Origin of the sequence: Chryseobacterium indologenes (genome assembly GCF_002025665.1) — a bacterium.
In the GTDB taxonomy this organism is placed as follows: Bacteria; Bacteroidota; Bacteroidia; order Flavobacteriales; family Weeksellaceae; genus Chryseobacterium; species Chryseobacterium metallicongregator.
The window spans coordinates 4035952-4062255 of sequence record NZ_CP018786.1 but is presented as its reverse complement, the minus strand read 5'-3'; the positions used below and the strand labels follow the sequence as shown (position 1 = coordinate 4062255).

Sequence of the window (26304 nt, the reverse complement as noted above, 5' to 3'; positions counted from 1 at the left end):
CTTGGTTAACTCAAAGGAATATAAAGATAGAAAACCAATTTTTAGGGCTGGTTAAAATTAAAAATTGGCCTCAGATATGGATAAAATAGAGAGAAGAAGTATCTTTGTAAAATATGACACTCATTATTTTTATCATATTTCTGGCTTGTGTCCTTTCGTTGGTCCTGTTTAAGGTTAAATCAGGAAGTATGGCCAAGTGGGCAAAGTTGTTTCGTATTGTAACAGTTGTTTTTTCAATTTCTGTTTTTACGTACTGGTTTATCAAGAAAAGTGCTGTGGCATTTGTTGATAATTCTGTTGGGCTTCAGGTGGTTAATAAACTTCCACAGGCATTGGATTTTTACTTAATCAAAGTAGATAAAACAGATCAAAATACAACCCTTGAGCCTAAACATATCGGAAAAATACGTCCGGAATATTACAGAATAGAATATCTGAAAATGGATAAGTCTGATGAATACTGGATTGTAGGCTATCTTGGAAAGAAAAACTTAGTCTATTTTTCTCAACATTCTGTACCCAATAAAAACATTGATCAGATTGTAGAAGTACAGAATTATATCAATCAAAGTATGAAGCTGTCTGATGCGGCCAAAAAGCAGGTAGATGCCTATAACTATGAGAATACAAAATTAGGAATCTGGATTACACTGGACTTTCTGCTTCTGTTTCTCAATCTTGTATTGCTGCTTAGAAAAAATAAATAAAAAAGGTAATGAGTATTGGAAACTCATTACCTTTTTAGTTTTTATTAAGGATAATCCAGAATCTGCATAATCTGTTCCTTAAATTCTTCAGGACAGGCTTTGACAAGTTTATCCTTATTTTGTTTACTGATTTCTTTAGGATCAAGCCATTCGCTCTTATTGGAATTTAAACTGTGGCTGTCATATACTCTTTTTATGGTATGATTTTCATAAAAAATATATTCATCACCAAGCCAGTTGGTAGCAATGCTGATTGTACAAATTTCCTTTTCCATAATTTATGTTTTAAAGCATAATGTTTAGTGAAATACATTATACTCTAATATACGATTTTTTTCGTTACGAAAAGGAATGAATCGACTGTAAGAGATTAACTGAATGTAGCTTATTTAATTTTATCTCAGTAATCCTTTGTACTAAAAAAGTGTTCCGGTACTTTCTGTTGCCATTTGCGGAATATGAATATCAGTTTTCCATTCTTCATTCATCTTCTTGATAAAATAAGCAGATAATAAAGGAGAAGCTTTTTCAATATTCTGGTGTACGAAGAAATAAAGATTCTGAAGACCTTCTTTTTTCCATTGGGTAAGGTGTTTCAACCAGTCATCCAGTCTTTCGTAGTCACTTTCAGCATTAGCTCCTACATAGCGGATAAATGCATTAGGAGTAGTAAGGCGCATATGAAGCATATCTCTTCTTCCGGCAGTATCTACAATGATATTGGTGATATTATGGGCTTCAAAAAGATCACAGGTTGTATTCAGAATTTCCTCATCGGTAAACCATTCCGTATTTCGGAGTTCGATTGCTAAAGGAACTTCTTTAGGCCATTCCTTTACAAATTTTTCCAATCTGTCATAATCCTTAGGTTTAAAATTATCATGAAGCTGCAGGAAAGCCATTCCCAGTTTTTCATCAAAATTAATAACCGAAGATGCGAATTGCGTCACCGGATCTGTTACATCAATCAGTCTTCTGAAATGGGAAACCGTATTGGTGATCTTTGGGAAAAATTTAAAGTCTGGCGGAGTTTTTTCTTTCCATGTTGTTACCTGGTCAGGGGTTGGCATTCCGTAGAACGTAGCGTTCAGTTCGATAGAATTAAACTGAGTGGCATAATAGGTCAGTTCGTCTTTAGTTCCTTTAGGATAAAATCCTTTAAGGTCCGTTTTGTTCCATTTAGCACATCCTATAGAAATGTTTTCCAGCCCTTTTTTATTAAGAGCCAGCATTTCTTTGGTTCTAGGATGATCTTTGGGTAATGTGAAATCTATTTTTGAAGGATCTTCTACTTGTCCGAATTTCATATCTGTAGTTTTGGTATTAAACAATAAACACAAATATAAACCAAAAAAATCAGAGCATTCTATGGTTTCTACGGAAAATACTTCAACAGAGAATAGTTGTTCATAGTAGAATTTTAAGAAATTGAAACCTTTTGAGATACCTGAAAAATAGAACGTTTTTTTAATGTTGTCTAGAAAATTTTTTAAAATTTTGACCCTCTTTCTATTAAGTTTTTTTTAAGGAAATGTTAAACATTCTGTTACGTAATGTTAATTCTATGTTACCATACTTCGTTTTTACTAGATATAATTTTACACCAAGTTTATAGCGAATAAAATATGAAGAAAAAAATCATCTGTGCTTTTGCTCTGTTATCATTTGGGTTTGCATTTTCACAGGAAACCAGCTCTAAAATTTTTGGAAGATTAAAGGGAATCTCTTCCGAAGTCACAGTAAAGGTAGTACACATTCCTACCAACAGTACCTTTGAAACAAAAAGTAACAGCAAAGGGCAGTTCAGTTTAGATAACCTTCAACCGGGAGGACCTTACAAAATTGAAATTTCTGACGGATCACAGGTGATCTATGAAAACCCGAATCTGCAGCTTTCTTTAGGAAATAATGACCTACCTGTAGTAGAAGTAGGAAGCAAAGAGAAAACAATTGATGAGGTAAAAATTACTTCCAAAAAAACTACAGCAAAATACGGAGTAGGAATCAGCCAGGCTCAGATTTCCGGTCTTCCGAATATCAATCGTGGAATTCAGGATGTAACCAAACTGGTTCCTCAGAGTGCTAACAACTCTTTCAACGGAACCAATTTCCGTTATAATAACGTAACGATCGACGGGTCTATCAATAATGATGCTATTGGTTTCAGTCCTTCATTGGGAGGGCAGACTGGTACTTCAGGAATGCCGGGAAGCAGTACGCGTTCCAATTCAATAAGTCTGGATGCTATTCAGGATGTACAGGTGTATATTGCACCTTACGACGTAAAATTGGGGAATTTCCTTGGAGGAAGTATTAATGCGGTAACCCGTAGTGGGAGTAATGATGTTACCGGATCTATTTACGCATATGGAAGAAATGCAGCCATTACAGGAAGAAACAGAGTAGGAGATAATTCTAAAATGCCGAGTGATTTTGAAGATTTTATCTATGGAGGAAGAGTAGGATTGCCGGTGGTTAGAGATAAGGTGTTTCTGTTTACCAATCTTGAATATACCAAAAGAACGGATCCTGTTTTCTATAACGCCAACGATCCTGGAGCTTTGGTGAATGAACAGGTTGCTCAACAGATTTCAGATTTTGTACGAAATAAATATGGATTCAATGTAGGAAGCTTTAACCAGTACAATAACTTCTCTGAAAGTTCTAAACTTTTCAATAAGTTAGATTGGAAAATTAATGATAAACATACTTTATCCATTAAAAACAATACAGTATTTTCACAGGCATCCAACCTGGAAAGAGATGGAGCTAATTTCAGATTTTCCAGCATGGATTTCGTTCAGAAAAATACAGCGTCTACCACTACACTTGAGCTGAAAAGCCGTTTTAATGATCAATGGAGCAACAATTTAGTGGTTGGATATTCTTCTATTCATGATTACAGAGATCCTACTTCTGGTAATGCAATGTTTCCACAAGTGGAAATTGCTTACAACGGAGGAACAATCTTGCTGGGAAATGACAGAGAGGCTACTGTTTTCAATATGAAGCAGAAAACTTTTGAAATCACAGATAATCTTACTTACAAAAAAGGAAATCATACCTTTTTACTGGGAACTCACAATGAGCTCTACAATATTGATTATGGTTTTGTAAATGCTTTGAACGGAAGAATTTCCTATAAAAACTTAACTGATTTTTATAATGGAACACCTGCAAGGATAAGAGGTACTTACCCTTTCAACGGAGACAGCAGAGATACCCTTTTTGATAATCCTTATGCACAATATAAAGTAAATCTGCTTTCTATGTATCTTCAGGATGAAATCAACTGGGGAAGAGTGAGACTTTCACCAGGTGTAAGAGTAGATTATACAGATTTACCAAATAAACCACAATTAAGTCCACTGGTAACCAATTCTCCTCAGGATCCAAATGCCGGAAATACTTACAATTATACTCCATTGAGCCAGCTTACCAACAACTACCTGAATAAGCCAACATTTTCTCCAAGACTTGGATTTACGATTGACCTTACAGAAAACAGATCGATGGTACTACGAGGAGGATCAGGGATTTTTGTAGGAAGAATTCCTTTCGCATGGTTAGGATATGCTTATTATAATGATGGAGTAGGTTTTGGAAGTTATGATTATAATGCACCGACACCAGCACAGCTTGCTGCCAACGGAGATCCACTGAACAGTGCCAATTTCCCGAAATGGCAGAACTCTTCAAAAGTACAGGTAGATCTTATTGATAATAATTTTAAAATGCCAAGAGTGTGGAGAAGTTCATTAGCTTTTGATTATACTTTGGCAGGATATAAATTAACCTTGGAAGGAATCTATACAAAAGTACTTTATGATCTGAAATTCCAGCAGGTGAACAAGACGGATAATGTGACCTATTACAGCTATGATACGAACCATGAAATGCCGGTCTATACCACAAATATCAACAGTAACTTCTCTAACGCTTATCTTTTATCCAATACCAAAGAAGGATATCGTTATAACCTGACAGCACAGCTTTCAAAGTCGTATGATTTCGGATTTAATTTCTTTGTAGCTTATACTTACGGAGATGCTAAAGATATCACCAATGGTATCAGAAACTCTATGGAAAGTAACTGGCAGATGAACCAGTCTCTTACGCCTAATGATCCGAAACTGACCACTTCCAATTTCGCCATCAAAAACAGAGTGGTAGCCAATCTTGGATATGCCTTTAACATTTCTGATATGAACAGGTTATCCACCAATGTATATTTCAATGCTCAGTCCGGAAATCCTTTTTCATGGGGATTTGTAAACAGTACAATTGCCAATACAGGACAGGCCGCTGGACTTGCCTATATCTTTAAAGATGCAACAGAAGCTTCCAAATATATCGTTCCTATAAAAGATGCTGCTGGAAATGTATTGGTAACTGCTCAGCAGCAGATTGCAGACTACGAAAATTTTGTCAACAGCAATGACTATCTGAAATCCAGACGAGGCAAATTCACAGAAAGAAACGGTGATGTTACCCCATGGAATATTCAGGCAGATATCAGAATCATGGATGAGATAAGATTGAGTAAGAAGTCCAAGAATAATATACAGGTCTCATTAAGTATCATCAATTTTACCAATCTGTTGAACAAAGATTGGGGTAAAGTATATTTTGTACCTAATACTTTCAATTCAACAGCAAGTGTAGGATTAACAAAGGTTGGGAATGTAGCTACAGGACAACCCTCTTCGGGAGACCCTACCTATAATTTTAAAACTCCGGGGCTACCTTATACCATTGATCAGTTTGCATCAAGATTTCAGGCTCAGTTGGGAGTTCGATATAATTTTTAATCACGCTTTTACATTTTACTTCATATAATTCTTTTTCAAAGGTTCGGATTTTCTTTCCGGACCTTTTTTTATAAATGATGAATGATGAATGATGAATGATGAATGATGAATTTTACCAATAAAAGGCATACATTTTTATGCTTACTAAATCATTTTAAATACACGCAATCATCTGTGAAAATCTGCGTAATCTGTGGGAAATGCTCAAAGTAATTATATACAAACTGTAATTATTCAATAGGAACGGGCTTCAGCCTGTTTAAAAAATAAAGACCAATTCCGACGGCTTTAGGCAAAACCTATCAACATCAGGAGCTGAAGTGAAATTTTTTCAATTTTTACCAATCATCTGTGAAAATCTGTGCAATCTGTGGGAAACTAAAGGCCTATGAAAACGACAAAAGCACACCTTTCGGCGTGCTTTTGTAAATATAGCGTGTTTATTACTTGGTCCTATGCCTCACAGCTTGAACATGATACGAAGTTAACCATCATTTCTTTTGAAACAGATGAACTTCTTTGGTAGTAAAGGGTTTTTACTCCTTTTTTCCAAGCTTCAATATAAAGGTAGTTGACATCTTTTACAGGCATTGTAGAAGGAATCTGAAGATTCAGTGACTGTGCCTGATCAATGTATTGCTGTCTTTGTGCAGCCTGAGAGATAATCTCCATTGGAGAAATTTCTTTGAACGTTTTGAATACTGCCTTTTCTTCAGGAGTAAGCTCGTTCAGGTGCTGTACAGATCCGTGGTTCAACATGATTGTTCTCCACGTTTCTTCGTTATCCAGTCCTTTTTCTTTCAATAGTTGTGCAAGGTATTTGTTCTTACGCATAAAGTTTCCTTTCGCAAGACCTGCTTTATAATAATTAGAAGAGAAAGGCTCAATTCCAGGAGAAGTCTGTCCTAAGATTGCAGAACTTGAAGTGGTAGGAGCGATAGCCATTGTTGTGGTATTTCTCAATCCGTATCCTTTCAATACTTCTGGTTCTCCATAGATGTTGGCAAGTTCTCTTGAGGCCTGCTCAGCCTGATCTTTGATATGTCTGAATGCTCTTGCGTTGAACTGAGTCGCTTCAAAGCTTTCAAACGGAATCATATTTTTCTGTAAATAAGAGTGGTATCCTAAAACTCCTAATCCAAGAGCTCTGTGACGCATCGCAAAGTTTCTTGCTCCCTGCAGATAATAATTACCTTCAGTTTTGTCAATAAACTCAGATAATACAGCATCAAGGAAGTATACCGCTAATTTTACAGCATCTGTATCTTTCCATTCATCGTACAATTCAAGGTTCATGGAAGACAGACAGCAGATGAAAGATTCTTCCATTGTAGATGGAAGCATGATCTCAGAACAAAGGTTACTTGCATTTACCGTCATTCCCAAATCTTTATACACCTGAGGTTTATTTCTGTTTACGTTGTCTGTGAAGAAAATATAAGGAAGACCTTTTTGCTGGCGGCTTTCCAATACTCTTGCCCAAACTTTACGTTTCTCCATATCACCGTCAATCATATCCTGCATCCAGTAATCTGGTACACATACTCCGGTAAACAGGTTTTGAATCGGGCTACCGATATCTTTAATGGATAAAAATTCTTCAATATCTCCGTGGTCAATATCTAAGTAAGCAGCAAAGGCACCTCTTCTTACTCCTCCCTGAGAAACAACATCCATAGCCGTATCGAAAAGCTTCATGAATGAAACTGCTCCTGAAGATTTTCCATTATCCGTAACAGCTGTTCCTCTGTTTCTTAATTCTCCAAAATATCCTGAAGTACCACCTCCGATTTTAGTCTGCATGATGACTTCACCCATTTTATGAGTAATTCCTTCAATGCTGTCCGGAATGTGAACGTTGAAACATGAGATAGGAAGACCTCTTTCTGTTCCCATATTAGCCCATACAGGAGAAGAGAAGCTGATCCATCCTTTTGTGATCATCTCTTTGAATGCTGGTTGAAGTTCAGGTTTGTATAACCTTTTTGCTGCAGCAGTGGTAATTCTGTCGATAGCTCCGTCTACCGTTTCACCTTTCAACAGATATCCTCTGTTCAGCATTTGCTCAGACTCTTCATTGAGCCACCATATATTTGAATTTTGCTCTTCCATAGATGTTATATTTTCGAATTCCGGAATGAGAGAATCACTCCGGAATTTTGTTTTTTTATATTATTGATTGTAAAATTTCTACTTTGTGGGAACCGTTCAGTCCGCTTTCATCTCTTAATCTCTGAAATTCTTTAAAAGACGGAACATTCAAAACTTCATGCTGAACTTCTTCATTGATGTAGTTTGAATAATGTACAAAAGTAACACCATCTTCCTTTACAAAAACTTTATATTCAAAGGTGGAAGGATCTAAATTTTTGAAATCTTCCAGAAATTGTTGAATATTCGTTTTATTATTTGGAACAAATTCGGGGCTTACCGTATAGGTTACTATTACATTGATCATTTCTTTTGTATTTGTGCTTTATTCATGAACAGCAATTCCACTTATTAATCAGAAAAGGGTAATCCTGATACTTACTGCTTTGACGCTCGCTTCGCTCGCGCCCCAATATTAAAACAAATCGTTTGCTGTAATACTTTTATCGTGCTTCGTATAGTCTACAGGTCTTTTTGCAAAGAAATCATCTAATGAATTGGCGAAAACTTCCTCTTCAAACCATACCATTGGTCTGTATTGCTCAGGAGTAATGTTGTATCTTGTTTTCATGTTGATTTTCTTCAAGCTGTCATCTACACGGTATTTCATGAAGTTAAGAAGATCTTCTTTAGAAACGTTGTCAATTTCTCCCAATTCAAAGATCCAGCTAAGGATGTCTCCTTCTCTTGCGATAGACTCATCTACTAAAGTGTAAATGTCTTCGATATCGCTGTCTGTTAATAAGTCAGGCTGTTCCTCACGGATTTTGTTGATCAGGTAGATTCCTGCATTCGCGTGAATTTGTTCATCTACGGAAGTCCATGCAATGATATTGGAAACGTTTTTCATGAAACCTTTGAATCTTGTGAAAGAAAGGATGATGGCAAACTGCGAGAAAAGAGAAACATTTTCTACTAAAATACTGAATAATAGTAAAGCAGAAACATACTCTTTAGGTGTAGCAGAATTAGCGTGCTTTAAAGCATTTCCAAGGAACTCGATTCTTCCTTTTACAGCAGGAATTTCGATCACGTTAAGGAATTCGTCGTTATATCCTAATACCTCTAATAAACGGGAATATGCTTCAGAATGACGGAACTCGCATTCTGCAAAAGTAGATCCTAATCCATTGAATTCCGGCTTTGGTAGGTGGTTGTATAAATTCCCCCAGAATGTCTTTACAGACACCTCGATCTGTGCAATGGCTAACAGCGCATTTTTCACAGCATGCTTTTCATGTGGTTCCAACTGCGAATGAAAATCCTGAACATCTGCAGTAAAGTCCACTTCCGAATGTACCCAGAACGATTTGTTGATTGCCTCTACAAATTGAAGAACCTCCGGGTATTCAAATGGCTTATAACTTACTCTTTTATCAAAAATTCCCATATTAAATTTATATAATTAAATAATTTAGATCTCTGTGGATAACGTTCCGGAAATACTTAACTTTTTGTTTGTCTGTGCGTTGTAAAATAAAGTTATTCACTTTCACAAAACCATATTTCTTGTAAAGAACTAATAGCAAAGTTCGAAAAAAAGAACTGATTTTGAAAGAGGTAAATACTAATAGGCTGACTTTTAGCCTGAAAAGTTTTCCACATTTACATGAAACTGGCTCGAATAATAGGCTAGACAGCAATCTTGAGGATAAATAGATACAAATACTGAGTTACAGTTAAACGATATTTTATAAAGTATTATAAATAAAGGATTACAGTGTTAAACAAAAAAATATTTGAATAAATTTTTATTCTTGTAACAATTTGAAAATATCATCTACTTATTGGGTATAAAACATACATCACTTAATGTTAGTAATTCAGGATTTAAATAAGTCATACGATACAGGGAAAAGTAAACTTCATGTTCTCAAAGGAATTAATCTGAATATTTCTGAGGGGGAGTTTGTTTCTATTATGGGAAGTTCCGGTTCCGGAAAATCTACGCTTCTTAATATTATTGGGATTCTGGATGAAAAAGATTCAGGAACTTATGAATTGGATGGAGTTCCTATCGAGCATTTATCTGAAGTAAAAGCTGCGGAATACAGAAGTAGGTTTCTAGGATTTATTTTCCAGTCTTTTAATCTTATTAATTATAAAACGGCTTTAGAAAATGTAGCACTTCCTCTGTACTATCAGAATGTACCGAGAAAAGAGCGAAATCAGAAAGCTATGGAATATCTGGAGAAAGTAGGATTGGCACAATGGGCCAACCATCTTCCGAGTGAACTTTCCGGAGGTCAGAAACAAAGAGTCGCTATTGCAAGAGCTTTGATTACAGACCCAAAAGTAGTACTGGCGGATGAGCCTACAGGAGCATTGGATTCCAAAACTACTCATGATATTATGAAACTTCTTCAGGATATCAATAATGAAGGAAAAACAATCATCGTTGTAACCCATGAACCGGACGTTGCTGCACAAACCAAAAGGAATGTAGTACTGAAGGACGGGATTATTGAAAGTGATGAGTTTATTAAGCAGATTGTGCTTTAGGAATTTGATAATTTGAAAATAAGATAATGTGAAAATTTACTGATTCAGTTTTTAATCTTTAAATTTTTCAATCTTTAAATACCAATAAAAAATGTTTGACCTAGATCGTTGGCAGGAAATATTCAGTTCTATCCGAAGTAATGTACTTAGGACGGTACTTTCAGGGTTTACAGTAGCCTTGGGACTGTTTATTTTCATTGTACTTTTTGGAATTGGAAAAGGACTTCAGAATGCTTTCTCTGAAGGGTTTGCCGGAGATGCTAAGAACCTTATTATTATTTCAACAGGGAAAGCCACTTTAGCGTATAAGGGATTACAGTCTGATAGAAATGTTACAATGAATAACGCAGACTATGATTTTTTGATTAATGCAGACAAGAAAAAAGCGGGTCCTTCAAGTCCCAGGTATAGTGCCAATTTAATGGTGAAATATGGGAAAGAAAGTGGTCTTTATCAGATCAATGGTGCTGAGCCGGGGGAGCAGGTTATTGAAAATAGAAAAATTATTGATGGTCGCTATCTGACATCTATGGATTTAACAAGGAAGTTAAATGTTGCCGTAATCGGAAGAATGGTTCAGCGGGATTTGATCAAAAATGGAAATCCTATTGGAAAAGAGCTGGATATTAATGGAACGATGTACAAGGTAATCGGAGTCTTTTCAGATGATGGAGGAGACAGAGATGAAAGGCATATTACAGTTCCTATTACTACTTTACAGCAGATGAAAAAAGGTTCTGATACTGTAAATATAGCATATATTACTTATAATGATAAGTTGACTCCGGATCAGGCCATAAAATATGGTGATGAGTTACAAGATAAATTGAAATCCAGAAAAAATGTTTCTCCTGATGATGAAAATGGAGTTCGTGTATGGAATAATGCCAAGAATATGAATGATACATTTATGTTTATGGCAGTTCTTACTGCTATTGTTGGATTCATTGGTCTTGGGACATTGCTTGCGGGAATTATCGGGATCAGTAATATCATGGTGTATATCGTGAAAGAAAGAACCAAAGAAATCGGAGTCCGAAAAGCTATTGGAGCAAAGCCAAGCGGAATCGTAGGTCTGATTGTTCAGGAAAGCGTTGTAATTACAGTGGTATCCGGACTTGTAGGAGTAGGAATAGGTGTTTTGACATTAAGTCTTATTGGGGATAGTCTTGAAGAATTCTTCATTAAAAGCCCAAGTGTAGGATGGGGATCTATTATTATGGCATTTATTGCACTGATTTTTTCCGGATTGATTGCTGGATTTGTGCCTGCATACAGAGCTTCAAGAATCAAACCTATTGAAGCATTGAGAACAGAATAACAGATAAATAAGCTCAAAGGCAAATAAATCAGTTTGGCGGAATTCATAACTCATAATTTATAACTTATAATTCAAAAAGGTGAATATCATATTTAAAAAAGATACTTGGCAGGAAATTTATTATTCATTGAGGAATAATAAACTCCGAACATTTCTTACCATGATTGGCGTAGGATGGGGGATGTTTTTGTATGTAAGCCTTCTTGGAGCCGCAAAAGGAATGGAGAATGGTTTTGATAAATTATTTTCCGGTTTTGCTACCAACTCAATCTTCTTGTGGGCACAGAAAACGTCTATTCCATATGAAGGATTTCCTAAAGGAAGAGAAGTTCATCTGAACTTAACTGATATGGACATGCTGAAAAGAAAAGTAACTGCCATAGATTATATATCACCCCAAAATGCCAGAGGAAGTTTTACCGGAACACCGGGAGAAGCAATGTCAAGAAACGGGAAAAACGGAACCTATTCGCTTACCGGAGACTACTCTGTAGGAAATAAAATTTCCGAAAAAAAACTGATCTACGGACGCTACATCAATGATGCCGATGTTTCCGGGAATAAAAATGTAGTAGTTATTGGAGAAGAAATTTATAAAAATTTCTTTGATTCCAAGAAAAAAGAAAATCCAATAGGAAAATCAATTAATATTAAAGGTCTCTTCTTTAATGTCATCGGAGTTTTCCGTGTTAAAAAAGGAGGCGGCTTTGAAAATGATCAGACAGCTTTCATTCCACTTTCCACTTATACGAAAATGTATAATGCAGGAGACCAGATCGACCTGTTTGCTATTGTAAGCAAGCCTAATGCTAACGTTAATTCTGTGGAAGAAGAAGTGAAACAGGTTTTAAAAACCAAGAATAAAGTTTCACCTGAAGATACCAATGCTTTCGGAAGTTTCAACCTTGGAAAAGAGTTTAAAAAACTGACCGGTTTTCTTACAGGAATGCAGTTGCTGACCATTATTGTTGGTACACTGACTATTCTTGCAGGAGTAATCGCTATTTCAAATATCCTTTTGATTACGGTAAAAGAGAGAACCAAAGAAATCGGAATCAGAAGAGCATTGGGAGCAAAGCCTGCTGAAGTAAGAAATCAGATTTTGCTGGAAAGTGTTGTGATTACACTCTCCTCAGGATTAATAGGTTTTATGTCTGGAATTTTTGTCCTTATGATCCTTAATGCTGTTACCCAGGGTCAGGATTCATTTCCTTTTTATAATCCGACCGTTAACTATGGAAACATATTTGCAGCGATGGCTGTAATGGTGGTTTTAGGATTGATAATCGGGATGATTCCTGCGCAGAGAGCGGTAAAGATCAGACCTATTGAAGCATTAAGAACAGAATAATTAATTTGAAAATGATACAATTTGGAAATGAAAGTGCCCAGTTCATAAATAACGAACTTATCTTTTAATTTTTAAATCTTTCCATCTATTTAATAAAAAATAAACTATACATATGAAAAAGAAATTCACCTGGAAAAAAGCCATTTATATAGTCTTGGGGCTTTTATTTGCAGTGGCATTGTTCTCAGGGCTTGGCTATTTTATCAAATCAAACTCCAAAGAAAGTGAGGCTTTCCTTACCCGCAAACCTACTATCCAGAATATGGATGATAAAGTAATGGCTACAGGGAAAATTGTTCCAAAAGAAGAAATTGAAATCAAACCCAATATTGCAGGGATTATCGATAAGATTCTAGTAAAAGAAGGAGATAAAGTTGAAGTAGGACAGCTGATTGCTACTGTAAAAATTGTTCCAAGTATCTCCGAAGTAAACGCTGCTCAGCAAGAAGTTCAGAATGCACAGATCCAGATCAGTAATGCTCAGATGAATGTAGGAAATATGCAAAAGCAGTTTGAAATGCAGGATAAGCTTTACAAGCAAGGAGTAGCTTCTAAACAGGAGTATCTCAACTCTCAGCAGCAATTGTACTCTCAGCAGCAGACGTTGAAAAATGCTCAGCAACAATTAAATACGGCTCAAAAAAGATTACAGATTGCTAAAACAGGAGCAACCCCTGAACTTAAAGGCCAAGGTCTGGCAACTACAGAAATTCGTTCCAAAGCTTCAGGTACCGTACTTGAAGTTCCTGTAAAAGCAGGAAGTCAGGTGATTGAAGCCAACAACTTTAACGCCGGAACTACCATCTGCTCTGTGGCTGATTTAAATGTTTTGATCTTTAAAGGTGAAATCGATGAAGCACAAGCCGGAAAACTAACTGAAGGAATGGATATGAACATTGTGATCGGTGCACTTCAAAATAAAACATTCCCGGGAAAACTGACGATGATTGCTCCAAAAGGTAAAGATAATGCAGGAACTATTAAATTTCCGGTAGAAGGAAACGTATCTAATCCTAATAATGAGTATATTAGAGCAGGTTTTTCTGCAAATGGTGAAATTGTATTGAGTTCTCAGAAAAATGCATTATTATTGGATGAATCTTTGGTTCAGTATGAAAAGAAACAAGGAAAAGATGTACCTTTCGTAGAGGCAAAACAAAAAGATGGGAAATTCAAAAAAGTATATGTGAAACTGGGAGCAAGTGACGGGATCAACGTTCAGATTCTTCCGGGATCAAATATCACAAAAGATACTGAAGTGAAAGTTTGGAACCCTTCTGATAAAGACAAAGAAGAGCTTAAAGAAAAAGCAAATAAAAAATAATAAACTACACTATACACTTTTAAACTGTGAATCCTGGAGAAATTTTTTTCTCCGGGATTCTTTTTTTAGATCAAAACTTTTACAAGCGTAAATTCCTATATTTGAATTGGATAATCTATGAAAAATGTGCAGATACGCAGGGAAAACTTATAAATCACATTACGTATGTTTTAAATGCCGAAAATCATTTAAACAACCTGATAGTGTGGATATCTTACGTCGGATTGAAAAAGAGAAAATATATCATGAACCCGATGGGAAATCAATTCGTAAAATAGGATACGTTTTTACAAAAGCAGAAACAAAAGAGTTTCAGAAAATTGTTTCAGAGATTGAAAACAGAACTATAAAATGTCCTGAGTGCGCGAGTGTGATGGCTGATCTTGGAAAAGATTTCAAAGCCCCTAAAAAAACAGCAGCCAAAGAATGGAAAATCATAGAAAGTCTTTTTAAAACTGGAAAATGCTTTCATAGCTGTGGCTGTGATGGAATAGGCTATATTCCTAAAAATCCTAAAGACTACGAAACATACCTGAATGATGTTTTGAAAACGTATCAGGAATATTTAGCTGCCTGTCAGAAGACTCCTATAGAAGAATGTCCTAAAAAGGTTGAAGAAATTAAGTATTGGTCTGGCAATATTCAGAAGATTAAAACTGAAATTATGAATAATAGCTTTAAAATAATATAAGTGTAACAAAAAAGAGATTTAGACTGTCTTACTTTTAAACTTCAAACAATATCTCCATGAAAAAAGACTATTGGATTCTGTTTCTTTTTATCATTGCAAAGTTTGCACTCCAATACTCACTGATAAGCCCTGAGTATGAACTTCACAGAGATGAATATCTGCATCTTGATCAGGCCAATCATCTTGCCTGGGGATATCTCTCTGTTCCTCCTGTTAATTCCTGGTTGGCCTGGATGATTAAAATGTTGGGAAATTCTATTTTTTGGGTTAAATTCTTTCCAGCACTGTTCGGAGCTTTGACAATTGTGCTGACATGGAAAGTTGTTGAAGAACTCAATGGAAACCTGTTTGCTAAAGTATTGGCTTCCTTAGGGCTATTATTTTCTGTACTTCTTCGGGTAAATATGTTATTCCAGCCCACATCTCTGGAGATCTTACTTTGGTTGTTTATTTACTACAGTCTGATTAAATATTTCAATTCTGAAAAAGTAAAATGGTTGTATATAGGTGCCATCATTGTCGGAATAGGAATATTAAACAAATATAATATTGCTTTTTCATTATTAGGGCTTATTCCTGCATTATTGCTGACAGAGCAAAGGCGGATTTTTATGCAGTCTCATGTGTATTGGGCTGCTCTTTTAGCTTTAATTATTATTTTCCCTAATCTTCTTTGGCAGTATCAGAACCAGTTTCCGGTTATTCATCATATGAAAGAACTTTCTGAAAAACAATTGGTGCATGTAGATCGAATGGGTTTTATGAAATCACAGATTTTATTTTTTGTTGGAGTTATTTTTGTAACGATTGCGGGTTGGGGAGCATTACTGTTGTACAAACCTTTTGAAAAATTCAGGTTTTTCTTTTGGAGTTATATCATTACGATTACTCTTTTTTTATTTTTTAAAGCGAAGGATTATTATGCAATAGGACTTTATCCTGTTTATATTGCTTTTGGTGCTGTTTTTCTTGGATATGTGTTTGAAAAAGGATGGAAAAGGTTTTTAAAACCGGTCAGTATACTTATCCCAATACTGTTATTCCTTCCTCTATATAATGTAGCTTTTCCAAATAAAAGTCCTCAATATATTGAGTCCCATCAGGATCAATACAAAAAATTCGGACTGCTTCGCTGGGAAGATGGAAAAGATCACCCACTGCCACAGGATTTTGCCGATATGCAGGGTTGGAAAGAACTTGCTCAAAAAGTAGATAAAGAATATTCCAGACTATCAAAAAGCGGAAATACCATGGTCCTTTGTGATAATTATGGACAGACCGGAGCGATTAATTATTATTCAAAAGCTGGAGTGATAGCTATGTCATTTCATGCAGACTATATTAATTGGATAGATTTAAGCAAGAAATACAAAAATGTGATCAGAGTTAAAGATGCCTCTGAAGCAGGGAAAGAACTTGAAGAATCCGGCTCTTTTTTTGAAGTTTCAACATTAAAAGACTCTATTGCCAATCCGTATGCAAGAGAAAGAGGAACGGCTATTTTCAGTTTACAGGGAGCTAAAATAGACATCAATAAAAGAATTCAGAACGAAATCATCGAAGTTAAAAATGAATGGAAATAGTTTTCAATAAAGTTGGAAATGATGATTTGTATACAAGATAAAGTTAATAGATAAATGTTATTGCAACTTTATTGCGTTAATTGATTTTAGACTATCTTTGCACTATCAACTATCAACTATCAACTATCAACTATCAACTATCAACTATCAACTATCAACTATCAACTATCAACTATCAATTGAGCTATGGAAAACAAAAACTTTGATGTTATTATAATAGGAGGGAGCTATTCAGGATTATCGGCAGGAATGTCTTTGGGAAGATCTTTAAGAAATGTTCTGATTATTGATAACGGAAAACCTTGTAACAGACAGACTCCTCATTCTCATAATTTTGTGACTCACGATGGGAAAACTCCTGCGGAAATTGCAAAGCTGGCAAAAGAAGATGTAGAAAGATATAACACTGTAAGGTTTTATAACGGAACAGTCATAAAAACAGCAAAAACAGCCAAAGGTTTTGTGATTGGAACTTCAGCCGGAAAAGAATTTCATACCAAGAAGCTGATCCTTGCTGCAGGAGTGAAGGATCTGATGCCGGACATTCCGGGATTTGCAGAATGTTGGGGGATTTCTGTTTTACATTGCCCCTATTGTCATGGATATGAAGTAAAAAACAAAATAACAGGTGTTCTTTCTAATGGTGATATGGCCTACGAATTTTCAAAACTGATTTTTAATCTGACCAAAAGCCTTACCTTATTCACCAATGGAAAGGCTGTTCTTACTGATGAACAGATTGAAAAACTGAAGCAGAATAAAATCACTTTGAACGAGGAGGAAATTGGAGAAATAAAACATGAAAACGGATCCATTCAGAAAATTATTTTCAAAAATGGAAAAGAAGTTCCCTTACAGGCCTTATATGCTAAAATCCCTTTTGAACAGAATATCAATGTATCCGATGATTTGGGGTGTGAACTGACAGAACAGGGATTTATTAAGGTAGATATGATGCAGAAAACAACCGTTCCAGGAGTTTTTGCCTGTGGAGATAATGTAACCATGATGCGCTCTGTAGCCAATGCAATTGCACAAGGAAATTTTGCCGGTGCTGTGGTAAATAAGGAACTATCAGATGAAGAATTTTAGAGGCTTTTTACTACAATTAAAACAATCATAATATTGGATTTGTCCATAGGTATTTTCATTTTTTAGTGTTTAAAAATCATTTTTTCAATAGAGAAATCTCGACGAAAATTCCGTACATTTGGGGTGAAAATTTCAAAAACTAAAAGTAAAATGGATATTATTTTCGACCTGATTGAAAAGGAAAGACAAAGACAAACCCATGGTTTAGAACTTATTGCATCAGAAAACTTTGTTTCTGAAAACGTGATGAAAGCAATGGGAAGTGTACTGACAAATAAATATGCTGAAGGATATCCCGGAAAAAGATATTACGGAGGATGTGAAGTAGTAGATGAGGTTGAAACTTTAGCGATCAACAGAGCTAAAGAACTTTTCGGAGTAGACTATGTGAATGTTCAGCCGCATTCCGGTTCTCAGGCAAATGCAGCCATTTATCTTGCAGTTTTGAAACCAGGTGACAAAATCATGGGGATGGATCTTTCAATGGGAGGACACCTTACTCACGGTTCTGCAGTGAATTTCTCAGGGATTCAATATAACGTAGTTTCTTACGGAGTTCAGCAGGAAACAGGTCTTATCGACTATGACCAAATGAGAGAAGTTGCATTGAGAGAAAAACCAAAAATGCTTATCGCAGGTTTCTCAGCGTATTCAAGAGATTTAGACTATGCTAAATTCAGAGAAGTAGCAGACGAAGTTGGAGCTACACTTTGGGCAGATATCGCTCACCCGGCTGGTTTAGTGGCAAAAGGTTTATTAAATTCACCATTCGAGCACTGTCATGTAGTAACTACCACTACTCACAAAACTCTTAGAGGACCAAGAGGAGGTATGATCATGATGGGTAAAGACTTTGAAAATACTTACGGTCACAAAACTCCAAAAGGAGAAATCAAAATGATGAGCCAGGTACTTGACGGAGCTGTATTCCCAGGTATTCAGGGAGGTCCTCTTGAGCACGTAATTGCTGGTAAAGCGGTAGCTTTCGGTGAAGCATTGGACGTACAGTTCGAAACCTATGCAAAACAGGTTAAATCTAACGCTCAGGCTTTATCAAAAGCAATGATTGACAGAGGTTTTGATATCGTAAGCGGTGGTACAGATAATCACCTGATGTTAGTAGATCTTAGAAATAAAGGAGTAAACGGTAAAGAAACTGAAAAAGCATTAGTACTTGCTGATATTACTTGTAATAAAAACATGGTTCCTTTCGATGATAAATCACCATTTACAACATCTGGTATCAGATTAGGAACTGCTGCTATTACAACCAGAGGACTTAAGGAAAATGATATGGATACTATTGCGGGATTAATTTCTGAAGTGGTAGACAATATCAAGAATGAAGAAGTTCTTGGATCTGTAAGAAAGAAAGTTAACGAATTAATGGAAGGTAAAGCTCTGTTCAATTACTAACAAATATTCCAATATCATATAAAGAATGAGCAAACTGCTCATTCTTTTTTTATTACAATGGAAAAGAAATCTTATACTTTCGACGAAATTAAACAGAAGCTTGTTAATTATTGTGTTTACCAGGACCGTTGCCATGCGGAAGTGGAACAAAAGATGAGAGAGTTTCTGCTTATTGATGAAGCAAAAGAAGAAATTATTTTATTTCTGCTGAAAGAAAATTTTCTGAACGAAGAAAGATTTACCAGGAGCTATATCCGGGGGAAATTTTACATCAAACACTGGGGAAAGACCAAAATTAAGATCAGCCTGAAACAAAAACAGATTTCAGAGAGGCTGATAAGCTCTTGTTTTGATGAGATTGATGACTCAGATTATGAGAAAACCATCAGAAAAATTTTTGATGATTATTACACCAAACAAACTGGCTTGAAAGAATATCAAAAAAAAACCAAAACTATAAAATATTTGATGAGTAAAGGTTTTGAGTATGAGAAAATAATTGATATTTTTGACTAAATATTAATAAATAAAAAAAACTTGACGTATGACTTTTAGGAAAAAAAACAATCAGTTCATTGAAAAAGATTGATATATAAAGATTTAATATTTCTTTTAAAGAAAAAACAGCTGGAATAAAGAATTTACATAGATAAATATCGCCCTCTTAAACAGTTTCTATGGTACGATTTTTGTCTGTGGGTTTAGCTGTACCGCAATGAAATTGTTAGATTTTATAAATGTAACATCAAATTTATTTTTGATTTCAGCGTATTGAAATAAATTTATTTTATTTTTGCATGATTGTATCAAAACTATCTTTGATTGGATAATTAGATATTATACCTTAATTAAATATGAACACCAATATAGACAATGTACAATTCTCTTAGAAAAACAATATTTGGAGGGGATAATGTTGTCAATCTCTCAGACGTAAGATATCTTCCTAGATGGATAATTCTTGTAATAGACATTATTATTCTGGTAATATCTTTATTTCTTTCTACTTACATTATCGCAAAAATTACAAAGCAGGAATTCATATATCATGATGATAAAAGCCTAATTTTCGCTTTTATTATTCTGGTAAATGCTGCTTTTATGTATATCTTCAAGACCTATGCCGGGATAATACGCCATTCCACCTTTATAGATTTATTTAAGCTTCTGATCTCCTGCTTTTGCACAATGCTGGCTATTGGAACTGTAAATATCTGCTATTTCTGGATTACAGGAAGTAAATTCATCCTTACTCCTTATCTGATGCTTTATTTTGTAATTTCATTTATGGGATTATTTCTTTTCAGACTCTATGTGAAGGAATTTTTCCATATTGTAAGGGAATACAGAAGAAGCGCACTGAAAAAAAGAATTTTAGTGTTGGGAATTGATGAACAATCTATTGCCATTGCACGTGCTATTCTTGATAACCCGAGTTTACCTTATCAGGTAGTAGGTTTCTTGACACAAAGAACAGATTCTAAAAGGGCATCTCTGTTAGGAAAGCCAATTTATGAAAAACAAAAAATAGAAGAAAACACCAAAGAAGATCTTATTATTGATGGCGTTCTTATTGTTAAAGAAATGATGGCCAGAGATGAGATGAATTCATGGGTGAATTTATTTTTAGAGAAAGATCTTAATGTCTTTAAAGCACCATCAGTACAAAAACTGAGAGACAGCGATCTGGGTGGATCTATCAGAAATCTTCAAATTGAAGATTTGTTAAATAGAAAACCTATCAAAATTCAGAACGAAAAAGTTAAAAGCAGACATTTTGATAAAACAGTATTAGTAACCGGTGGAGCAGGATCCATAGGAAGTGAAATTGTAAGACAGGTTGCTCTTTTCAACCCTTCATTGATTGTAGTTTTAGATCAGGCAGAAACACCGCTTTATGAAATTGAACTTGAAATGAGAGATAAATTTCCTCATATCCCTTTCAAATTTGTTTTAGGAGATGTTTCCAATCATCACAGAATGGAATCTCTGTTCCAAACCTATAATTTCTCAATGGTATATCATGCAGCAGCTTATAAGCACGTACCATTAGTAGAAGAAAATCCTCACGAAGCTATCTTTGTTAATATATTAGGCTCAAAGATTGTTGCAAAGCTATCCAGCAAGTATAAAGTAAACCGGTTCGTAATGGTATCTACAGATAAAGCTGTAAATCCAACCAACGTGATGGGAGCTTCAAAGCGTGCTGCTGAGCTTTTTGTGCAGTCACTTCAGAATGTAGAAGGTAACGTTACCAAGTTTATTACAACAAGATTTGGAAATGTATTAGGATCTAACGGTTCTGTAATCCCTCATTTTAAAAAGCAAATTGAAGCTGGAGGACCGGTAACCATTACCCATCCGGAAATTGTAAGATATTTCATGACTATTCCTGAAGCTTGTGAACTGGTTCTTCAGGCGGGAACAATGGGTGAAGGAGGCGAAATTTTTGTTTTTGATATGGGAGAACCTGTTAAAATTATTGATCTTGCCAAAAGAATGATAAAATTATCAGGATTTGAACCTAATATTGATATTAAGATCATTTATACAGGATTGAGACCTGGTGAAAAGTTATATGAAGAACTCTTGAGTGATGATGCAAAAACACTTCCTACTCATAATGATAAAATCATGATCTCCAAAGATCCTTCTATGGGATTTGCAGAAATAGATACGCTTACTAAAGAAATTACAAAAGCTTCTCTTAGAAGAGATAAAGTGGAAGTAGTAAGGATTCTTAAAACTATAGTGCCGGAATTCCGAAGCAATAATTCAATCTATGAGGCTCTTGATAAATAGACAAAATATAAATGTATATTTGCATAATTTAACAAAATAATGAAAGGAAAAATATTAGCAGTAGTTTTGGCATCTTCATTAGTGATTTCCTGCAAAGTTAATCCCAATGCTAAGAATGATTTAAATTATATGCAGAATATAGAACAGGTTGCAATCAATGCCTCTGCTAAAAATTCAGCAAATACAATCCAGGTTGGAGATCAGCTTATTATTCTGATCACTGCAAAAGATATGGATGTTGTAAAACCTTTTAATCAGAATTATTCCTCATCAGAACTTATCCAAACAAACACCATAGCAGGAGGAAATACTCCTAATCAGGGGTCAACAATACTGTCAGGGCCTACATATATTGTAGATGCAAATGGAGATATTGACTTTCCTATATTGGGAAAACTGAATACATCAGATAAAAGTTTGACGGCATTTAAAGATGAATTAAGGGATAGAATGACAAAATATGTTATTAATCCAACAATTAATGTAAGGCTCACAAACTTCAAAGTTACCGTATTAGGAGAAGTAAACAGACAAGGAGATTATACTATTGCTAATGGTCAAGCAACTATTTTAAATGCATTAGGAATGGCCGGGGATTTGACTCAATATGGAAAGAGAGAAGATATATTGGTTGTTAGAACAGAAAATGGTGTTGTTTCTCATGGCCGTATCAATCTTCACGATGCTAATTTAATTAACTCTCCATATTATAATCTGAAACAAGGGGATGCTATTATTGTTGCTTCAAACAATACAAAAGATGTGATGGCAAAACAAAATCCCAATACTGGACTTTACCTGACCGCCATTTCTATTGCGGTTACAGCAGTTGCCGTAGTAGTAAGTTTATTTAATAAGAAATAACAATTGATGGATAACCAGCAAACTTCACAATTTTCAGAAGTGGAAAACAATTCAAATAAAATTAATTTTAGTGAAATAATCAAACCATATTTAAGGAGATGGCCATGGTTTATTTTGTGTGCAATGGTAGCTTTAACGATTGGCTATTTTGCAATAAGATTTATGACTCCAGTTTATTATGTAGAAACCACCTTACTTATAAAAGATTCCAAAAATTCATCTTCAAATAACGAATTGGGTGTTCTTTCTGATTTATCAGGACTGGGAGGAATGAAAACTAATAGTATTTCCAATGAGATTGAAGTTTTGAAATCAAAAAAGCTGATGAGGGATGTGGTTATCAATAAAAACCTTCAGGCTAATATCATTGTTAAAGGAAAAGTAAGTCGTGTTGAGCTATACAAAGAATCTTCGCCCATTGAAGTAAAAGTTATAAATGAGAAGGTATCCAAAAAAGCAAATAATCTTATTAATGTAGAATTAAAAGGGGAAGAAATTATAATACATGATGAAGAGCAGAAAAAAGATATTATTTCTGGTTATGGAAGAATGATAAATCTTCCTTTTGCTAATATTATCATTACTAAAAATAAAGAATATAACCCTAAAGCATCACCCAATATTGATAAGAAAAATTTAGAATTACTCATATCATCGGTTGAAGCAAAAGTTAATGCATTAACAAGTGCTCTTAATGTAGATTTAGCAAACAAAGAAGCTACTGTACTTAGGCTTTCAATGAATTATCCGGTAATTTCAAAGGCACAAGATATTCTTAATTCATTAGTTGTTGCTTATAACAACGATGCTATCTTGGATAAAAACCAGGAGTCTAAAAAGACATTAGATTTTATTGAAGATAGAGTAAAAAAACTTTCAGTAGAGCTTGGTCAGGTTGAAAATGAAAAAGAGAGTTTTAAATCAAAGAATAATCTTACTGACCTTGAAACAGAAGCTAAAATAGATCTTGAAAGTTCTGCAGAAGCTCGTGGAAAACAATTGGATCTTGATGCCCAATTGGAATTAACAAATTCTTTGATTTCTTTCATGTCCAAACAAGGACAGTATCAGGTTTTACCAATGAATATTGGATTAAATAATCCTGAAGCTGTTTCTGCAATTACATCCTACAACCAATTAGTAATGCAAAGAGCGAGATTATTAGAATCTGCAACTACAGAAAACCCTATAGTTGTTGAAACTAGTAAACAAATAAATTCAATGCGTACTTCAGTTGTTCAGACTCTACAGAGAAATAAGACAGGATTAGAACTTGCAAGAAATGAATATGTAGGAGAACAAAATAAGGTAACGGGAAAAATAGCTAAAATTCCTTCCATAGAAAAAATATTCAGGGGAATAGAAAGACAACAAAAAATTAAAGAAAACTTATATTTATTATTATTACAGAAAAGAGAAGAAACAGCTATTGCGCAATCTATTACGGCACCAAAAGCAAGAGTCATTGATATGGCGTATGCTTTTGCAAACCCTGTTGCACCAAAAACTCAAGCTATTTTATTCGTTTCATTATTTCTTGGATTGTTAGTTCCTTTTATTATTATTTACATGTCTCAACTGTTTAATAATAAAATTGTTACAAAACATGATCTTGAGAAATTAGTGCATGCACCTATTATTGCAGAATTGCCAAGTCTTGAAAAAGGAGATTCTGAAATTGTTAAAATGAATGATATTACGCCTATGGCGGAAGCATTTAGAATTCTTATCACCAATATGAATTTCATGCTTTCAAAAGAGAAAAAAGGCAAAGTAGTATTTGTTACTTCAACCGTAAAAGGTGAAGGGAAAACATTTACCTCTGTGAATTTAGCTTTAACACTGGCAAATCCTAAGAAAAAAGCAATTATCATCGGATCTGATATCAGAAATCCTCAGCTTCAAAGATATAATCCTGCCAGAAAAGGACTTGCTGGGCTTACGGAGTATCTTTACAATGACGACACTAAACTTGCAGATATTATTCATGTATCATCTTTTAATCCTTATCTGGATGTAATTTATTCAGGAATGATTCCTCCAAATCCAACAGAATTATTATCCAACGGTCGTTATGAGGTTCTTCTCAGCGAACTGAAAGATAAATATGAATATATTATCCTGGATACCGCACCACTACTTCTTGTAACAGATACTTTCCTTATTGCTGAACTTTCTGATGTTACAATTTATGTATCCAGATCTAAATACACAGAAAAGGCATTATTAGAATTTGCTAATAACAATATTGATCAGAAAAAAATCAAAAATGTTGGATTTGTACTTAACGATGTAAGTCGAGAAAATTTAGGATACAGTAACAAGTATGGTTATGGTTATAACCAACATACAGAACAATCATGGTTTCAAAAAATAAAAAATAAACTTAGTTAATGATAACAACATATAAAATAGCGGTTATAGGCCAAGGTTATGTAGGTCTTCCTCTATCTCTTGAATTTGCAGATCACTATCCTGTTTTTGGATTTGATATCAATACTCAACGTGTAGATCAGCTTAATAACGGAAAGGATATAACGCTTGAAGCTGATGTTGATAAATTAAATAATGGACTGAAAAAATATAACGAATCCAATGGTTCTTTAGGTTATAAAGCAACAAGTCTGTTATCTGATATTTCTGAAGCTAATGTTTTCATTGTAACAGTTCCTACCCCTATTGATAAATATAATGCTCCGGATTTGAATCCATTGATTTCTGCTTCAAAAATGTTAGGAGAAATTATCAAAAAAGGAGATATTGTTATTTATGAATCTACAGTTTTTCCTGGATGTACAGAAGAAGAGTGCGTACCGGTTCTTGAAAAATATTCAGGACTTACTTTTAACGAAGACTTTTTTGTGGGGTACTCTCCGGAAAGAATTAATCCGGGTGATAAAGTAAATACTCTTACAAGTGTTAAAAAAGTAACATCTGGTTCTACCGACAAGATTGCTGAGGAAGTAGATAGTCTATATAAGAAAATTATTACAGCAGGAACCCATAAAGCGCCTAGCATTAAAGTGGCAGAAGCCTCAAAAGCGATTGAAAATGCACAAAGGGATGTTAATATTTCTTTTGTTAACGAATTGGCTTTAATTTTTGACAGAGTTGGTATCGATACCAATGATGTATTAGAAGCGGCGGGTACAAAATATAACTTCCTTAAATATAAACCAGGGTTGGTAGGAGGACATTGTATTTCTGTAGATCCTTATTACCTTGCTCACAAAGCAGAACAGCTAGGATATCATCCTGATGTTATCTTATCTGGCAGAAGAGTAAACGACTCTATTGCAAAGTTTGTTGCTGCTAAAGTAGTGAAACTTCTTATTGCCAAAGGGGGAGTGATCAAAAACTCAAATGCCTTGATTTTAGGAGTTACATTCAAAGAAAACTGTCCGGATGTCAGAAATACTAAAGTTGTAGATATTTATAGAGAACTTGCAGATTATGGAGTCAATGTAGATATTTATGATCCTTGGGCGAGTAAAGATGAAGTAAAACATGAATATGGAATTGATATTCTGGACGCTCTTGAGGATGGGAAAAAGTATGATTCTTTAGTGATTGCAGTATCTCACAATGAGTTCCTGGAAATGGATCTGGATCAGCTTAAAAAAGAAAATGCTGTGGTTTTCGACACCAAAGCATGTTTAGACAGAAATCTGGTAGATGCAAGATTATAA

Annotated in this window: 20 protein-coding genes; 15 read left to right on the top strand and 5 right to left on the bottom strand. The window is 34.8% G+C overall.

Annotated elements, in window-relative coordinates:
- Positions 1-113: 113 nt before the first annotated feature.
- Entirely contained in the window at positions 114-707 is a 594-nt protein-coding gene (locus BUE84_RS18335; RefSeq protein ID WP_079242947.1) for a hypothetical protein, read from the top strand.
- 44 nt (positions 708-751) lie between these two features.
- On the opposite strand, the gene BUE84_RS18330 is transcribed toward BUE84_RS18335, so the two are convergent.
- Together BUE84_RS18330 and BUE84_RS18325 are read right to left on the bottom strand one after the other, a co-directional pair.
- Positions 752-982 carry a hypothetical protein gene (locus BUE84_RS18330; protein WP_079242946.1) on the bottom strand — a complete coding sequence of 77 codons (231 nt, stop codon included), beginning with the start codon at positions 980-982 and terminating at the stop codon, positions 752-754.
- 141 nt (positions 983-1123) lie between these two features.
- On the bottom strand, positions 1124-2014 hold the full coding sequence (locus BUE84_RS18325) for a DUF72 domain-containing protein (protein WP_079242945.1): 891 nt from the start codon (positions 2012-2014) through the stop codon (positions 1124-1126).
- Between the two features lie 318 nt (positions 2015-2332).
- On the opposite strand from BUE84_RS18325, the gene BUE84_RS18320 reads away from it, so the two are divergent.
- Positions 2333-5518 carry a TonB-dependent receptor gene (locus BUE84_RS18320; protein ID WP_079242944.1) on the top strand — a complete coding sequence of 1062 codons (3186 nt, stop codon included), beginning with the start codon at positions 2333-2335 and terminating at the stop codon, positions 5516-5518.
- Positions 5519-5971: 453 nt separating this feature from the next.
- Here BUE84_RS18320 and BUE84_RS18315 read toward each other — a convergent pair whose 3' ends face one another.
- The 3 genes from BUE84_RS18315 to BUE84_RS18305 all read right to left on the bottom strand — a co-directional run bounded on the left by BUE84_RS18315 (position 5972) and on the right by BUE84_RS18305 (position 9059).
- Positions 5972-7630, bottom strand: coding sequence for a ribonucleoside-diphosphate reductase subunit alpha (locus BUE84_RS18315; RefSeq protein WP_079242943.1), 1659 nt, complete (start codon positions 7628-7630; stop codon positions 5972-5974).
- 55 nt (positions 7631-7685) lie between these two features.
- Positions 7686-7976, bottom strand: coding sequence for a hypothetical protein (locus tag BUE84_RS18310; RefSeq protein WP_079242942.1), 291 nt, complete (start codon positions 7974-7976; stop codon positions 7686-7688).
- A gap of 108 nt (positions 7977-8084) precedes the next feature.
- Entirely contained in the window at positions 8085-9059 is a 975-nt protein-coding gene (locus BUE84_RS18305) for a ribonucleotide-diphosphate reductase subunit beta (RefSeq protein ID WP_041461620.1), read from the bottom strand.
- 422 nt (positions 9060-9481) lie between these two features.
- Here BUE84_RS18305 and BUE84_RS18300 point away from each other — a divergent pair, with 422 nt between their 5' ends.
- The 13 genes from BUE84_RS18300 (at position 9482) to BUE84_RS18240 (ending at position 26304) form a co-directional block, all read left to right on the top strand.
- Complete coding sequence (locus BUE84_RS18300; protein ID WP_034699055.1) at positions 9482-10171, top strand: ABC transporter ATP-binding protein; 690 nt, start codon at positions 9482-9484, stop codon at positions 10169-10171.
- A 91-nt stretch (positions 10172-10262) separates the two neighbouring features.
- Positions 10263-11492 carry an ABC transporter permease gene (locus BUE84_RS18295; protein ID WP_079242941.1) on the top strand — a complete coding sequence of 410 codons (1230 nt, stop codon included), beginning with the start codon at positions 10263-10265 and terminating at the stop codon, positions 11490-11492.
- 79 nt (positions 11493-11571) lie between these two features.
- Positions 11572-12843: an ABC transporter permease gene (locus tag BUE84_RS18290; RefSeq protein WP_079242940.1), complete on the top strand. Its 1272-nt coding sequence runs from the start codon at positions 11572-11574 to the stop codon at positions 12841-12843.
- A gap of 112 nt (positions 12844-12955) precedes the next feature.
- Positions 12956-14167 (top strand): efflux RND transporter periplasmic adaptor subunit, encoded by a 1212-nt coding sequence (locus BUE84_RS18285; protein WP_034699066.1) that lies wholly within the window; start codon positions 12956-12958, stop codon positions 14165-14167.
- A gap of 205 nt (positions 14168-14372) precedes the next feature.
- The gene (locus tag BUE84_RS18280) at positions 14373-14858 is read left to right on the top strand and encodes a hypothetical protein (protein WP_145953294.1); all 486 of its coding nucleotides are present in this window, start codon (positions 14373-14375) and stop codon (positions 14856-14858) included.
- A gap of 56 nt (positions 14859-14914) precedes the next feature.
- Positions 14915-16441, top strand: a complete 1527-nt coding sequence (locus tag BUE84_RS18275) for a glycosyltransferase family 39 protein (RefSeq protein ID WP_079242938.1) — start codon at positions 14915-14917, stop codon at positions 16439-16441.
- Positions 16442-16627: 186 nt separating this feature from the next.
- Positions 16628-17533, top strand: coding sequence for an NAD(P)/FAD-dependent oxidoreductase (locus BUE84_RS18270; protein WP_079242937.1), 906 nt, complete (start codon positions 16628-16630; stop codon positions 17531-17533).
- 150 nt (positions 17534-17683) lie between these two features.
- Positions 17684-18949 carry a serine hydroxymethyltransferase gene (gene glyA / locus BUE84_RS18265; RefSeq protein WP_034699074.1) on the top strand — a complete coding sequence of 422 codons (1266 nt, stop codon included), beginning with the start codon at positions 17684-17686 and terminating at the stop codon, positions 18947-18949.
- A gap of 57 nt (positions 18950-19006) precedes the next feature.
- The gene (locus tag BUE84_RS18260; RefSeq protein WP_079242936.1) at positions 19007-19465 is read left to right on the top strand and encodes a regulatory protein RecX; all 459 of its coding nucleotides are present in this window, start codon (positions 19007-19009) and stop codon (positions 19463-19465) included.
- Positions 19466-19822: 357 nt separating this feature from the next.
- Positions 19823-21751 carry a polysaccharide biosynthesis protein gene (locus tag BUE84_RS18255; protein ID WP_079242935.1) on the top strand — a complete coding sequence of 643 codons (1929 nt, stop codon included), beginning with the start codon at positions 19823-19825 and terminating at the stop codon, positions 21749-21751.
- 39 nt (positions 21752-21790) lie between these two features.
- Complete coding sequence (locus tag BUE84_RS18250) at positions 21791-22615, top strand: polysaccharide biosynthesis/export family protein (RefSeq protein ID WP_079242934.1); 825 nt, start codon at positions 21791-21793, stop codon at positions 22613-22615.
- Between the two features lie 6 nt (positions 22616-22621).
- Positions 22622-25009: a GumC family protein gene (locus BUE84_RS18245; protein WP_079242933.1), complete on the top strand. Its 2388-nt coding sequence runs from the start codon at positions 22622-22624 to the stop codon at positions 25007-25009.
- A complete protein-coding gene (locus BUE84_RS18240) occupies positions 25009-26304 on the top strand; it encodes a nucleotide sugar dehydrogenase (RefSeq protein WP_079242932.1) in 1296 nt (431 codons plus the stop codon). The genes BUE84_RS18245 and BUE84_RS18240 overlap by 1 nt, the downstream gene beginning before the upstream one ends.

Coding starts and splice junctions, on each gene's coding strand:
- BUE84_RS18335 (WP_079242947.1), top strand. CDS start 114: ATGACACTCATTATTTTTATCATATTTCTGGCTTGTGTCCTTTCGTTG.
- BUE84_RS18330 (WP_079242946.1), bottom strand. CDS start 982: ATGGAAAAGGAAATTTGTACAATCAGCATTGCTACCAACTGGCTTGGT.
- BUE84_RS18325 (WP_079242945.1), bottom strand. CDS start 2,014: ATGAAATTCGGACAAGTAGAAGATCCTTCAAAAATAGATTTCACATTA.
- BUE84_RS18320 (WP_079242944.1), top strand. CDS start 2,333: ATGAAGAAAAAAATCATCTGTGCTTTTGCTCTGTTATCATTTGGGTTT.
- BUE84_RS18315 (WP_079242943.1), bottom strand. CDS start 7,630: ATGGAAGAGCAAAATTCAAATATATGGTGGCTCAATGAAGAGTCTGAG.
- BUE84_RS18310 (WP_079242942.1), bottom strand. CDS start 7,976: ATGATCAATGTAATAGTAACCTATACGGTAAGCCCCGAATTTGTTCCA.
- BUE84_RS18305 (WP_041461620.1), bottom strand. CDS start 9,059: ATGGGAATTTTTGATAAAAGAGTAAGTTATAAGCCATTTGAATACCCG.
- BUE84_RS18300 (WP_034699055.1), top strand. CDS start 9,482: ATGTTAGTAATTCAGGATTTAAATAAGTCATACGATACAGGGAAAAGT.
- BUE84_RS18295 (WP_079242941.1), top strand. CDS start 10,263: ATGTTTGACCTAGATCGTTGGCAGGAAATATTCAGTTCTATCCGAAGT.
- BUE84_RS18285 (WP_034699066.1), top strand. CDS start 12,956: ATGAAAAAGAAATTCACCTGGAAAAAAGCCATTTATATAGTCTTGGGG.
- BUE84_RS18275 (WP_079242938.1), top strand. CDS start 14,915: ATGAAAAAAGACTATTGGATTCTGTTTCTTTTTATCATTGCAAAGTTT.
- BUE84_RS18270 (WP_079242937.1), top strand. CDS start 16,628: ATGGAAAACAAAAACTTTGATGTTATTATAATAGGAGGGAGCTATTCA.
- glyA (WP_034699074.1), top strand. CDS start 17,684: ATGGATATTATTTTCGACCTGATTGAAAAGGAAAGACAAAGACAAACC.
- BUE84_RS18260 (WP_079242936.1), top strand. CDS start 19,007: ATGGAAAAGAAATCTTATACTTTCGACGAAATTAAACAGAAGCTTGTT.
- BUE84_RS18255 (WP_079242935.1), top strand. CDS start 19,823: ATGTACAATTCTCTTAGAAAAACAATATTTGGAGGGGATAATGTTGTC.
- BUE84_RS18250 (WP_079242934.1), top strand. CDS start 21,791: ATGAAAGGAAAAATATTAGCAGTAGTTTTGGCATCTTCATTAGTGATT.
- BUE84_RS18245 (WP_079242933.1), top strand. CDS start 22,622: ATGGATAACCAGCAAACTTCACAATTTTCAGAAGTGGAAAACAATTCA.
- BUE84_RS18240 (WP_079242932.1), top strand. CDS start 25,009: ATGATAACAACATATAAAATAGCGGTTATAGGCCAAGGTTATGTAGGT.